Origin of the sequence: Promicromonospora soli (assembly GCF_014653785.1) — a bacterium.
Lineage (GTDB): Bacteria > Actinomycetota > Actinomycetes > Actinomycetales > Cellulomonadaceae > Promicromonospora > Promicromonospora soli.
In genome coordinates this window covers 251388-264120 of the sequence record NZ_BNAS01000004.1, presented here as the reverse complement: position 1 = coordinate 264120, position 12733 = coordinate 251388, and the positions used below count along the sequence as shown (strand labels likewise).

Sequence of the window (12733 nt, the reverse complement as noted above, 5' to 3'; positions counted from 1 at the left end):
CCCGCGAGGACGGAGGGGGTCCCCGCGTATCGTGGAATGGTGTCCGACCGATCGCCGCAGGACAACGACGAGGTACGCACGGCTGAGGTTGTCGCGTCGCTGTCACTCGCGACGGATCTGGGAATCGGTGTGCCGCTCGAGCACGGTCTGCACAGCGCGCTCATCGCCACGCGCCTCGGAAGCATTCTGGGGGTAGACCCGGAGACGCAGGCCCAGGCGTACTACACCTCGTTGCTGTTCTACGTCGGTTGCACCGCCACGGCGAAGACCGCGTCGGAGGTCTTCGCCGTGGACAATGCCTTGACGACGTACGGCGTCCCGGTCAGGTTCGGGTCCCCGGCGCAGATGCTGGCGGGAATGAGCCGCGCCGTCGCGCCACCGGGACGACCGCTGGCGGTGCGTGCTCTGCAGCTCGCGCGGGGAATGCCGGCGTTGGCCCGCGAGTTCGGCGACGTGGTGGCCGCCGACTGTGACGTCGCGCAGATGCTCACCACCCGACTGGGGCTCCCCTTGGTGGTCCCCGCCCTGTTCGCCCATGCGAGCGACCGATGGGACGGAAGGGGTTGGCCCGCGCGCCCCAAGGGCGAGGCGATCCCCCTGCCGATGCGCATCGCACACGTCGCCCGGGACGCCGCCTTCCAACGCATGCTGGGAGGTGACGAATTCGCCGCCCGCGTGGTGCGCGGCCGTGCCGGTGGTGCGTTCGACCCGGACGTCGCAGAGCCGTTCGCCCAGCATGCGGCGGAGATCCTGGCGTTTGATCCGCACGGCTCCGCGTGGTCGGAGACCCTGGCAGCCGAGCCCGCGCCGCACCTCATGCTCAGGGACGAGGCCATCGACCGTGCCCTCGGAGCGATGGGCGACTTCGCCGACCTGGTCTCGCCGTACTTCGTCGGCCACTCGGCCGACGTGGCCGGGCTGGCTGCTGACGCCGGCCGGCGTTGCGGGCTCGACGCCGCTCAGACCATCGCTCTGCGCCGGGGAGCGCTCGTCCACGATGTGGGGCGGGTCGCGGTACCGGTCCGCATCTGGGAGGACCGCGGACCGCTCTCGCCGGATGACTGGGAGCGGGTCAGGCTGCACGCGTACTACACCGAGCGCGTTCTCAGCCGATCGCCCTTCCTGGCGGAGCTCGCCCCGGTCGCGGCGTTCCACCACGAACGGCTCGACGGCTCCGGCTACCACCGGGGAACCACAGCCGGGGCGCTCACCACGCCTGCGCGCGTGCTCGCGGCCGCCGACGCGTACCACACCATGACCGAGCCGCGTCCCCACCGCGACACGCTCTCGCCGGCCCGAGCCGCGCGGCAGCTTGGCGAGGAGGTCCGCACCGGCCGCCTTGATGCGGACGCGGTGGTCGCAGTCCTCGCAGCGGCGGGCCAGCGCGTCCCGCGCGTCCCGCGCCCGGCCGGTCTGACCGACCGGGAGAGCGAGGTGGTGGTCCTGCTCGCCCGAGGCCTGCAGACCAAGCAGGTCGCCCGCGCTCTGGGGATCTCGGTCAAGACCGCTGACAGCCACATCCAGAACGCGTACCGGAAGATGGGCGTCTCCACGCGTGCTGGAGCCGCGCTGTTCGCCATGCAGCACGGCCTGGCGATATGGGGAGAACTCCCGATAGAACGCGCCGTCGATCGGTCCTAGCGTCGAAGGCAACCTGACCGCGCACCGCGCGGCTCGCTCCCCGGCCGACGCACCGACAAGGAGGCATGCGATGTCTACGACCAGAAGCTCGCTTCGCACAGGTGTGGTGGTGATCGCACCGGTGATCTTGCTCGCCGTCCTCAGCTACCACCCGTACCTGGAGGGCCGTCTGCCCAACGCCGGGGCAGTGGCCGAGGCGGTCGAGTCCGACCCGGCACGCTGGGGTGCTGTGCACCTGGCGACGGGTGTCGCGTCCGGCGTGCTTGCCCTTGCCTTTCTCGCGGTCCGGGCTCACCTCCGTGAGGCGGGCGAGGACCGCTGGAGCGCGGCAGCGCTGCCCTTCGTCGTCATGGGCTGCACGCTCTACGCGATGCTGCCAGGGCTGGAGTTCGCGCCGCTCGCAGCGGTCGAGGCGGGTGGCGACGTCGAGGCGGCCCAGGAGGTGCTGCATCCCTGGTTCGTCCCGCTGATGGTGGCGGCGGGGATAACCTTCGCCGCCGGGATGTTCGGCTTTGCTCTCGGCGTGCGTCGCAGCGGCTTGCTGAGCCCTGGGGTCACCAGCCTCGTCGTGGTGGCGTTGGGCGTCATGGCCCTGTCTCGCGTCGTCCCGCTGGCCGCAGTCCAGTTCTACGTGCAGGGTCTCGCCGGACTCGTGGCGCTGCTGCCGTTGGCAGGCAGCATGTGGAAGCGACGGACAGCTGCCGTCCCTGCGCGGCAGCCTGCACCGCAGGCGACCTGACCGGCGCCGAGTCACGGGCGCGATCAGGAGCGGACATGCTCAACCCGAAGATCGGAAGGCTCTGGCCAGGTCGGCCGAGATCGGCGGCCGGGAAGCATCGCCGGTGCGATGTGCGAGCCGGGTTGCCACCCGAGCGCCTGATCCTCCGGAACAGCCGGCAGTGGATCTGCTCCCGAGCGACGGGCAGGGTGCTGGAGGTCGCCGTGGGCACGGGCCTCAATCTGCGCCACTATCCCGAAGACGTTGCCCTGACCGCGGTCGACCTCGACCAGGAGCTGCTCTCGATCGCTCGCAGACGTGCGGAGGTCCGTCACCACGTGTCGCTGCTGCGGGCGGACGCCGCACGGCTGCCGTTCCCGGCGGGGAGCTTCGACACGGTGGTCTGCACCCTTGCCATGTGCGAGTTTCGCGATCGCGGAGCGGTCCTTGCCGAGATGGACCGGGTCCTTCGTCCGCGGGGTCGGCTGCTGCTGCTCGACCACGCTCAGTGGCGCTGGATCCTCCACGGGCGACCGGCCACCCTCGCGGTCGACGCCGGCTTCGTGCCATACCGGCAAGAACGACTGTGGTTCGGTCTCATACAGCGGTTGGAGGCCCGCAGACCAGCGTAGGGACCGGCCGGCCGGAGAGACGGGACGGCTGTCGCCGTTTCCCGGAACAAGTGTCACCTCCTGGAAACGGGCGGGGTCTGCAGACGAAACAGGTGACGACTTTGCTGGCCTCTTGCTGAGGCAAGGGAGTTTAGTTGAGCACCATCCGAGCAGCGTTCGAGCAGGCCCGCTGGACCGGCACCATCTCGGCCTCGCCGGGAGCCGCCCGGTGAGCCGGCAGTGGCAGGGGTCCGGCAAGCGCCTCGGACCAGCACTGGCCGGTGCCGCGGGGGTCCTTGCGCTGGTGGCTGCCTGGGAGGCGTACAAGGCCCTGGTGCCCGACGACGGCTGGGTGCTCGGCGAGGTCCGGGTGCTGCCCCGCACCACCGACGTGGCGATGCCGCACCTGTGGGACATGGCCGCCCGCGCGGCCGAGCCGCTGACCTCCGCGCCCGACTCCCCGCCACTGTGGCTCGTGACGCTGCAGGGCGCGGGGTTCACGCTCGGGGTCTCGGCCGTGGGCTGGGTGGCCGGGGTGGTGTTCGGCCTGCTCGTGGCCGTCCTCATGGCGCGGTTCGTGCCGGCGCGCGCCGGGCTGCTGCCCTGGGTGGTGCTGAGCCAGACGGTGCCCCTCATCGCCATCGCGCCGCTGGTCAAGCGGTGGGGCGCACAGCTGGAGGTGGGCACCTTCGACTGGCAGGACTGGATGTCGGTGGCCGTGATCGCCTCGTACCTGGCGTTCTTCCCGGTGTCGGTCGGGGCGCTGCGCGGGTTCACGTCCCCGGACGCCGACGCCGACGGTGTGCGGCTCGACCTGTTCCGCGCCTACGGCGTCGGCTGGTGGACGACGTTCTGGCGGCTGCGGGCGCCGTCGTCGGTCCCGTACCTGCTGCCCGCGCTGCGCCTGGCCGCCGCGAATGCGGTGGTCGGGACCGTCGTGGCGGAGGTGTCCACGGGCCTGCGCGGCGGGCTCGGCCGGATGATCGTCGAGTTCGGCGCCTCCGCGAGCGCTGACCCGGCCAAGCAGTGGTCGCCCATCGCGGGCGCCGTGCTGGTGGGGCTCGCGGCGACGGGGCTGGTGGCGCTGGTCGCCCTGGGCCTGCGCCGGTACCGGGTGGGGGAGGCGGCATGACCGCGGTGGTCGTGTCCGGCGCTGGCCGGGTGTTCGACGGTGGGTCCGACGCCGGGACGGTGGCCCTGACCGACGTCGACCTCACGGTCGGCGAGGGCGAGCTGGTGTCGCTGATCGGCCCGTCGGGCTGCGGCAAGTCGACGCTGCTGCGGCTGATCGCGGACCTGGACGCCCCGACGTCGGGCAGCGTGGCCGTGTTCGGCAAGACGGCGGAGCGGGCGCGCAAGGACCAGGACTACGGGATCGCGTTCCAGCAGGCCGGCCTGCTGCCGTGGCGTTCGGTGCGGGCCAACGTGGAGCTGCCGATGCAGCTGCGCGGCGGGGCCGGGCAGCGCGGCAAGTCCGGGCAGCCGAACAAGGCCGAGCGCGCGGCGCGGTCCGCCGAGCTGCTCGCCCTCGTCGGGCTCACGGACTTCGCCGACCACCGGCCGCACCAGCTGTCGGGCGGGATGCAGCAGCGGGTGGCGATCGCGCGGGCACTGGCCCGCAGCCCCCGGCTGCTGCTGATGGACGAGCCGTTCGGCGCGCTCGACGAGATGACGCGCGAACGGCTGCAGGACGAGCTCCTGCGGATCAGGGCCACCACCGGCGCGGCCGTCGTCTTCGTGACGCACTCGATTGCGGAGGCCGTGTACCTGTCGGACTGCGTGGTGGTCATGTCGCCCCGGCCCGGCCGCGTGGTGGCGACCCTGGACGTCCCGCTCGGCACCCCGGCCGACCGGGCGGCGCGCGGCATCGGGCTGCGCGAGGACCCGGCGTACTTCGAGCGGGTCTCGGCCGTGCGCGAGGCGCTGCACTCGGGCGACGCCGCGTCCGACCGGGTGCCCACGTGATCCGGGGCCGCGGGCTCGCGCTGGGCGCACCCGTCGCCGTCGGCGTGCTGGCCGTTGCGCTCTGGCAGGCGGTGGTGACCGGGCTGGGCGTCGAGGCGTTCGTGGTGCCCGCGCCGTCGGACATCGCTGCCGAGCTCGGCGCCAACCTCGGCGTCGTCACGGACGCGGCCCTGGCCACGGCGACCAACGCCCTGCTGGGCCTCGTGCTCGGGACGGTCCTCGCCCTGGTCGGCGCCGGGATCTCGGCGGCGTGGCGCCCCGTCGCCGACGCCGCGAACCCGCTGGTCACGGCGACCGCCGTCGTGCCGATCGTGTGCCTGGCGCCCGTCTTCTACACGATGTTCGGCTCCGACGCGCAGACCACGCGCGTCGTCGTCGCGGCGATCGCCGTGTTCGTCCCCGTGTACATCAACACGCTGCGCGGGCTGCGCACCGTCGAGCCCGTGCACCGGGACCTGATGCGCTCGTACGCCGCGACGCCCTGGGAGGCCACGCGGCACGTCACCCTGCCCGGCGCCCTGCCGTTCTTCTTCACGGGGCTGCGGGTCGCGTCCTCGCTCGCCGTCATCTCCGCCCTGGTCGCCGAGTACTTCGGCGGGCCCGTCGACGGGCTCGGCAAGGCCATCACCTCGGCCGTCTCCTCCAGCCGCTACGCCCTGGCCTGGGCGTACGTGCTGGGCGCCGTCGCCACGGGGCTCGTCTTCTATGCCTTCACCGCTTTGATCGAGAGGAATACCATGCACCGCAAGAACGTGCTGCGCACGTCACTGGGCCTGGCCACGGCCGTCGCGCTCGCCGGCTGCGCCGGGGCGTCCACCGAACCCGAGGCCGGCGGGCTCACGCCCGTCACCCTGCAGCTGCAGTGGGTGGCGCAGGCGCAGTTCGCCGGGTACTACGCCGCCGTCGACCAGGGCTACTACGAGGACGAGGGCCTGGACGTCACCATCCAGGAGGCCGGCACCGACACCGTGCCGATCGACGTGCTCGCCGCCGGCGACGCCGACTACGCGATCTCGTGGGTGCCGAAGGTGCTCGGGTCCATCGAGCAGGGCACCGAGGTGACGAACGTGGCGCAGGTGTTCGAGCGCTCGGGCACGCTCCAGGTCGCCTTCAAGGACGCCGGGATCGCCGAGCCCGCGGACCTCGCGGGCAAGAAGGTGGGCTCCTGGGGGTACGGCAACGAGTGGGAGCTGTTCGCCGGCATGCAGGACGCCGGGATCCAGACCCCGGACGACATCGAGCTGGTGCAGCAGGCGTTCGACATGAACGGGTTCCTCGCCGGCGACATCGACGCCGCCCAGGCCATGACGTACAACGAGTACGCCCAGATCCTGGAGACCGTGAACCCCGCCACGGGCGAGCTGTACCAGCCCGAGGACCTCGAGGTCATCGACTGGAACGACCACGGCACGGCCATGCTCCAGGACGCGATCTGGGCCGACGCCGCCCGCCTGGCCGACGACTCGGAGTACGCGGACACCACCGTCGGGTTCGTGAAGGCCTCCCTGAAGGGCTGGGCGTACGTCCGCGACAACCCCGAGGAGGCGGCCGGGATCGTCACCGCGGCGGGCTCGACCCTCGGCACCTCGCACCAGCTCTGGCAGACCAACGAGGTGAACAAGCTGATCTGGCCCTCCACCAGCGGCATCGGCACCGTCAACGCCGACCAGTGGGACCAGACCGTCGAGATCGCCATGGGCACGCAGAACGAGACCGGCGCGACGGTGATCTCCGCCGAGCCGCCCGAGACCGCCTACACCAACGAGTACGTGGAGCAGGCCCTCGCGGAACTTGCGGAGGAGGGCGTGGACATCCAGGGTGAGGAGTTCGAGGCACTCGACGTGCAGCTCACCGAAGGGGGCAGCTGATGGCAGAAGACGACGTCCGCGCGATCGCCGCTGCCCGCGACCTGCTGATCCAGTCGTGGTCGCCCAGCTCCGCCGCGCCGTCGTTCGTGATCGCCGGCGGCTCCGGCTCCCGGGTGTGGAACCACGCGGGGGAGCAGTGGCTCGACATGTCGTCGATGCTGGTGAACACCAACATCGGGCACCAGCACCCGCGCGTGGTCGAGGCGATAGCGCGCCAGGCGGGCGAACTGGTGACCGCGTCGCCGGCGCTCGCGGTGCGGGTGCGGGGCGAGGCGGCCGAGCGGGTGCTCGCCCGCGCGCCGTTCGGGCCGGGCGGCAAGGTGTTCTTCACCAACGGCGGGGCGGACGCGATCGAGAACGCGATCCGCATGGCCCGCGTGCACACCGGCCGGAACAAGGTGGTGTCGATGTATCGGTCCTACCACGGCAACACCGGCGTGGCGATCGTCGCGACGGGCGACCGGCGGCGGGTGCCGAACGAGTACGCGACCGGGCACGTGCACGCCTTCGGGCCCTACCTGTACCGGTCGGAGTTCTGGGCGTCGTCCGTCGAGGAGGAGTGCGAGCGGGCGCTGCACCACCTGGAGCGGGTGGTGCAGGCCGAGATACCCGAGACCGTCGCGGCGATCCTGCTGGAGACCGTCCCCGGGACCGCCGGCATCCTCGTGCCGCCGCCCGGCTACCTGGCGGGCGTGCGCCGGATCGCCGACCGGTACGGGATCGTGCTGATCCTGGACGAGGTGATGGCCGGGTTCGGCCGCACCGGCTCGTGGCTCGCGCTGGACCAGCACTCCGTTCGCCCCGACCTGATCGTCTTCGCCAAGGGCGTGAACTCGGGGTACGTGCCGGCGGGCGGGGTCCTGGTGTCGCCAGAGATCGCGGCGACCTTCCAGGAGCGGGTGTTTCCCGGCGGGCTCACCTACTCGGGGCACCCGCTCGCCATGGCGGCGATCGTCGCCACGCTCGACACCATGGCCGACGAGGGGATCGTCGAGAACGCGGCGCGCATCGGGGCCGAGGTGCTCGGCCCGGGCCTCGCCGCGATCGCGGAGACGAACCCGCTGGTCGGGGAAGTGCGGGGCCTCGGCGTCTTCTGGGCGGTCGAGCTGGTCGCCGACCCCGTGACAAAGGAACCGCTCGGCGCGGGCGCGATGGCGGCGATCAAGAAGAACCTGCTCGACGGCGGCGTGCTGCCCTTCATCGCCGACAACCGGGTGCACGTGGTCCCGCCGTGCGTCATCACCCCCGACGAGGCGCGGGAAGGGCTGGCAGTGCTCGGGAGCGTGCTCGCGGCCGCGGCGTAGGGCTCGCCGGGCTCTGCCGCGCGGGAGCCCGGCGCGCGACCGGGATCGGGCGTGCCTACCGTGGAAGGACCCCCGATGGCACGGAGATCCACCATGACCAACGACCCGGAAGACCAACCCCGACCCGGAGCCGGACGGCCGCACGATGCCTGCCAGCGGCAACCTCCAGCCCGGCGAGACCCCGCCCGAGTCCGACCAGGTGAGCGCACCGCAAGGCCACGAGGAGCACGGCCCGCCACGCGGGACCCACTGGATGTGGGTCGTCGGGATCCTGGTCGTGGCCGGGCTGTTCGTCGTCATGTTCGTGGGCTACGCCGCCGGCCTGCTCGACTGACAGATCGCCGCTGACCCCCCGGATCGCGCCGACGGCGGGCGGCGGCAGAGGCATTACAGTGCGGCCATGAGCGACAGCACCGCCCCTGAGACAGCCACCACGACCGGCCCCGCGAGCGCCGTCGGGACCGCTCCGGAGACCAAGCCGACCCGTCGCGCCCTGGTGACCGGGGCGTCGTCGGGCATCGGTGCCGCGACCGCGCGGCGGCTGCGCGCGGACGGCTGGGACGTCGTCGCGGCTGCCCGCCGCGCCGACCGCCTGGAGGCGCTCGCGGCGGAGACCGGCTGCGAGACCTACGTGGTCGACCTGACCGACGACGACGCCGTGGCCGCCCTCGCGTCCCACCTCGCCGCCACCGGCGGGCTCGACGCCCTGGTGAACAACGCGGGCGGCGCGTTCGGCCTGGACCGCGTGGAGGACGCCGACATCGACGACTGGCGCCGCATGTACGAGATCAACGTGCTCGGCACGCTGCGCGTCACCAAGGCCGTGCTGCCCCTGCTGCGCAAGGCCGGCGCCGACAAGGGCGTCGCCGACGTCGTGAACGTGACCTCGACCGCCGCCCAGGGCGCCTACGAGGGCGGCGCCGGCTACACGGGCGCCAAGCACGCCGAGCACATGCTGTCCCAGACGCTGCGCTGGGAGACCGCGGGCGAGCCGGTGCGCGTCATCGAGGTCGCCCCGGGTGCCGTGGCGACCGAGGAGTTCTCGCTGGTCCGGTTCGGCGGCGACGCCGAGAAGGCCGCCACCGTCTACGAGGGCTACACGCCCCTGGTCGCCGACGACGTCGCCGACACCATCGCCTGGACCCTGTCCCGCCCGGACCACGTCAACATCGATCTGGTGACGATCCGGCCGCGCGCGCAGGCCCACAACTCGAAGATCGTGCGGGGTACGGGGGTCTGAGTCCGCGGGTTCTGCGACTTCGGTCCGTTGCCCGGCTTCTGCGACTGCCGGGTGGTCCGTCCGGCGGGCTCGGCGTCTTACAAGGTGGTGACAGCCTTCCGCCAGAGCTCTTGCCGCACCGAAACGCGTGCCAGGCTGGGCTTATGACTCAGGCAACCGAGAGTCCCGCGAGCCCGCGGGCCGACAGCTCCCCGCACGACGCCGGCTGGGCCGCCCTGGCCGGCGTCCTCGCCGGTGCCGCGGGGCTGGCCGTCGCGGAGCTCGTCGCCGCTCTCGTCGCGCCCGGCGCCAGCACCCTGTTCGCGGGCGGCGCCGCCGTCGTCGACGCCGTGCCCCCGTGGCTCAAGGATTTCGCGGTGGAGTGGTTCGGCACCAACGACAAGGCGGTGCTGCTCGGATCCATCGCCGTGGTGCTGGCCCTCGGGGCGGCGCTCGCGGGCTGGCTGGAGCTGCGCCGTCCGCCGTCGGGCGCGCTGCTGATCGCGGTGGTCGGCGTCGTCGGCGCGATCGTCGCGGTGCTGCGCCCGGACGCGACGCCGCTGTGGGCGCTGCCGAGCGTCATCGGCATCGGCGGCGCCGTGATCCTGCTGCGGACGGCCGTGACGAAGCTGCGGCCCGTGCCGGACCAGTGGGCGGAATCGGGCAGCGTGGTGGACCGGCGCGGGTTCCTGGCCGTCACAGGGATAGCCGCGGGCGTGGCGGTGCTGGCTCTGGCGGGCTCCCGCGCGCTGTCGGCGGGTTCGGCGGCGGTGAACGCGGTGCGCGAGAAGATCCGCCTGCCCGCCGCCCGCACCGCGGCGCCCGAGGTGCCGGCGGGCGCCGACCTGGAGCTCGACGGCCTGGCCCCGTACATCACGCCGAACCCGGAGTTCTACCGCATCGACACCGCGCTGCGGGTGCCGCAGCTGGACCCGCAGGACTGGTCGCTGGAAGTGCACGGCATGGTGGACGAGCCGTTCACCATCACCTGGGACGAGCTTCTCGCGCTGCCGCTCGAGGAGCACCACGTGACGCTCGCCTGCGTGAGCAACGCCGTGGGCGGCGACCTCATCGGCAACGCCCTGTGGCTCGGCTACCCGATCCGTGCCCTGCTGGAGCGTGCCAAGCCGCAGGCGGGCGCCGACATGGTCCTCTCCCGGAGCGACGACGGATTCACCGCGGGAACGCCGCTGGAGGTGCTCCAGGACCCGGACCGCGCCAGCCTGCTCGCGATCGGCATGAACGGCGAGCCGCTCCCCGTGGACCACGGCTTCCCCGCGCGGCTCGTCGTGCCGGGCCTGTACGGATACGTGTCCGCCACCAAGTGGGTGACGTCGCTCAAGGTCACCACCTTCGACGCCGACCAGGGCTACTGGACCCCGCGCGGCTGGTCGGAGCTGGGGCCGATCAAGGTTCAGTCGCGTATCGACGTGCCGCGCGGCTCGGCGGCGGCCGGGGCGGTGACCGTGGCCGGCGTGGCCTGGGCGCAGCACACGGGCATCGGCAAGGTGGAGGTCCGGGCCGACGACGGCGAATGGGTCACCGCCGAGCTCGCCGAGACAGTGGGCTCGGACACGTGGCGCCAGTGGCGGGCGTCGATCGACCTGGCGGCCGGCGACCACACGCTCGCGGTCCGGGCCACAGACGCCGAGGGGCTGGTCCAGACCGAGGCCGAGGCGCCGCCCGCGCCCGACGGCGCGACGGGCTGGCACACGGTGAACGTGTCGGTGGGCTGACCGGACCACGAAGCTGACCGGGTTCCGGCCCCGGGGGCGTAGCAAGCGCATGGTCAACGCGGTCAGACGGTGCCCGGGCGGGCCGGCTCGGCGGCGACGTCGGGCGTTTCGTCCGGCGTCGTGCCCTCGGGGACGTCCCCCGGCGCCTCCTTGTACCGCCGGCTCAGGAGGCGGTAGTACTTGCTCGACAGCGCGTACACGGTCAGCGCGAGGCCGAGCACCGCGATGAGCACGAACACGAGCGCGATCCCCCGGGCGTCGCCCGTGCCGAACCAGTCGCCGATCCACCGGGCTCCCGTGCCGCCGTCGCGCATGAACGGGATGAAGAAGAACTGGGTGAGCGGGCTGATGAGGAACGCCGTGAGCGGCGAGGCGGCCTGCTCGAGCGACTGCGCGAACCCGAACACGCGGCCCTGGCGCTCGTAGGGCACGACCTTCTGGAGCACGGTCTGCTCGGAGGCCTCGACGTACGGCATGGCCACCATGTACGCCGCCAGGCCCGCCACGAGCCAGACCACCGAGGCCTGCATGGGGAAGACGATGGTGACGGCCCACAGGGCCAGGTTGACCAGCAGGATGGTGCGCACCGGGTTGGACCCGAGGCCCGTGCGGGCGATGAGCAGGCCGGACACGATCATCAGGGCACTCAGCGCGCCCCAGACGAAGCCCCATGCCTGCACCGACATCATCGACAGCCCGTAGGCGTCCATGAGCGCCATGAACCCGCCGCCGAGCAGGTTGTTCAGGGCCGTGAAGGCGATGAGCGCCCACATCCCGGGGATCTTGCCGACCACCTTCATGGTGCCCCTGAGGTCGACCTTCCGGGGCTCGCCCTCGGCCGCCGCGTGCGACAACGACTCGGGGACCTTGACGAAGTGCAGGTGCACCAGCGCCGCCGCCAGGATGACGAGGGCCAGGATCAGGCACGTCCGCATCCCGTCGAAGGCGACGAGCAGGCCGCTGATCACCGACGTCACGAGGAACGAGATGCCAAGGACCGTCCCGACCAGGCCGTTCGCGCGGTCCCGGAGCGTCTCGTCGAAGAGCGCCGTGACCACCGTCGGGAGCGCGATCGAGCGGAGGTTGCCGGCGATCACGCCGCACATGAGCAGCACGACGAGGACCCAGAGCCGCACGCTGCCCGGGTTCGTCCACTCCTCGGCCGGGGTGACGAGGTACATGACCAGGCAGACCGCGTAGAACGTGAGCGACACCAGGGCCGAGGCCTGCATCACCGTCTTCTTGCGGTGATGGTCCACGAGGCTGCCGAACCACACGCCGGTGGCGACCATGGCGACGAGGAACAGGCCCGCGATCACGCCCGTCGCGAAGACCGACCGGGTCTGCAGGAACACGAAGAACGTCACGGCGAACCACACCGTGTAGTTGATGACGCCTACGAACAGCACGTTCGTCAGCAGCTGGACGAAGGTCCGCACGGTCGGGTCGGAGAGACGGAGACGCGGCGCGGCGTCGGCGGTGTGCTGGTCATTGCTCATAGGACAACTCCAGTACCTCAACGATGGTTGAGGTCAAGACCGTGGCTTGTACCTCAGCGTTCTCCAGGTTGACGACGAGCGCCACCGAAACTCATCTGTCGCCTGGCGGCTCGATGTCGCCGACGAGGAATTGACCATGCGCTTGCTCCGGGACGGCACGTGAGGTCCCGGA

The 12733-nt window shown here is 72.1% G+C and carries 10 protein-coding genes and 1 pseudogene; 10 read left to right on the top strand and 1 reads right to left on the bottom strand.

Annotation, left to right across the window (positions count from 1 at the left end):
- Positions 1-39: 39 nt before the first annotated feature.
- The 10 genes and pseudogenes from IE250_RS14320 to IE250_RS14270 all read left to right on the top strand — a co-directional run bounded on the left by IE250_RS14320 (position 40) and on the right by IE250_RS14270 (position 11062).
- On the top strand, positions 40-1641 hold the full coding sequence (locus IE250_RS14320) for an HD domain-containing phosphohydrolase (protein WP_189669952.1): 1602 nt from the start codon (positions 40-42) through the stop codon (positions 1639-1641).
- A 70-nt stretch (positions 1642-1711) separates the two neighbouring features.
- The gene (locus tag IE250_RS14315) at positions 1712-2380 is read left to right on the top strand and encodes a hypothetical protein (RefSeq protein WP_189669951.1); all 669 of its coding nucleotides are present in this window, start codon (positions 1712-1714) and stop codon (positions 2378-2380) included.
- A 35-nt stretch (positions 2381-2415) separates the two neighbouring features.
- Positions 2416-2991 carry a class I SAM-dependent methyltransferase gene (locus tag IE250_RS14310; RefSeq protein ID WP_189669950.1) on the top strand — a complete coding sequence of 192 codons (576 nt, stop codon included), beginning with the start codon at positions 2416-2418 and terminating at the stop codon, positions 2989-2991.
- A gap of 208 nt (positions 2992-3199) precedes the next feature.
- Entirely contained in the window at positions 3200-4102 is a 903-nt protein-coding gene (locus tag IE250_RS14305) for an ABC transporter permease (RefSeq protein WP_229872464.1), read from the top strand.
- A complete protein-coding gene (locus IE250_RS14300; RefSeq protein ID WP_189669949.1) occupies positions 4099-4935 on the top strand; it encodes an ABC transporter ATP-binding protein in 837 nt (278 codons plus the stop codon). Before IE250_RS14305 ends, IE250_RS14300 begins: the two co-directional genes overlap by 4 nt.
- Positions 4932-6803, top strand: coding sequence for an ABC transporter substrate-binding protein (locus IE250_RS24945; protein WP_308434137.1), 1872 nt, complete (start codon positions 4932-4934; stop codon positions 6801-6803). Before IE250_RS14300 ends, IE250_RS24945 begins: the two co-directional genes overlap by 4 nt.
- Positions 6803-8107, top strand: a complete 1305-nt coding sequence (locus IE250_RS14285) for an aminotransferase class III-fold pyridoxal phosphate-dependent enzyme (RefSeq protein ID WP_189669948.1) — start codon at positions 6803-6805, stop codon at positions 8105-8107. The genes IE250_RS24945 and IE250_RS14285 overlap by 1 nt, the downstream gene beginning before the upstream one ends.
- Before the next feature lie 115 nt (positions 8108-8222).
- A pseudogene (locus IE250_RS14280) lies at positions 8223-8441 on the top strand (DUF6480 family protein); the annotation flags it as partial.
- A 66-nt stretch (positions 8442-8507) separates the two neighbouring features.
- A complete protein-coding gene (locus tag IE250_RS14275; protein WP_229872463.1) occupies positions 8508-9347 on the top strand; it encodes an SDR family oxidoreductase in 840 nt (279 codons plus the stop codon).
- Positions 9348-9490: 143 nt separating this feature from the next.
- Positions 9491-11062 carry a molybdopterin-dependent oxidoreductase gene (locus IE250_RS14270; RefSeq protein WP_189669946.1) on the top strand — a complete coding sequence of 524 codons (1572 nt, stop codon included), beginning with the start codon at positions 9491-9493 and terminating at the stop codon, positions 11060-11062.
- A gap of 62 nt (positions 11063-11124) precedes the next feature.
- Here IE250_RS14270 and IE250_RS14265 read toward each other — a convergent pair whose 3' ends face one another.
- Positions 11125-12561 carry an MFS transporter gene (locus tag IE250_RS14265; protein ID WP_189669945.1) on the bottom strand — a complete coding sequence of 479 codons (1437 nt, stop codon included), beginning with the start codon at positions 12559-12561 and terminating at the stop codon, positions 11125-11127.
- Between the last annotated feature and the right edge of the window lie 172 nt (positions 12562-12733).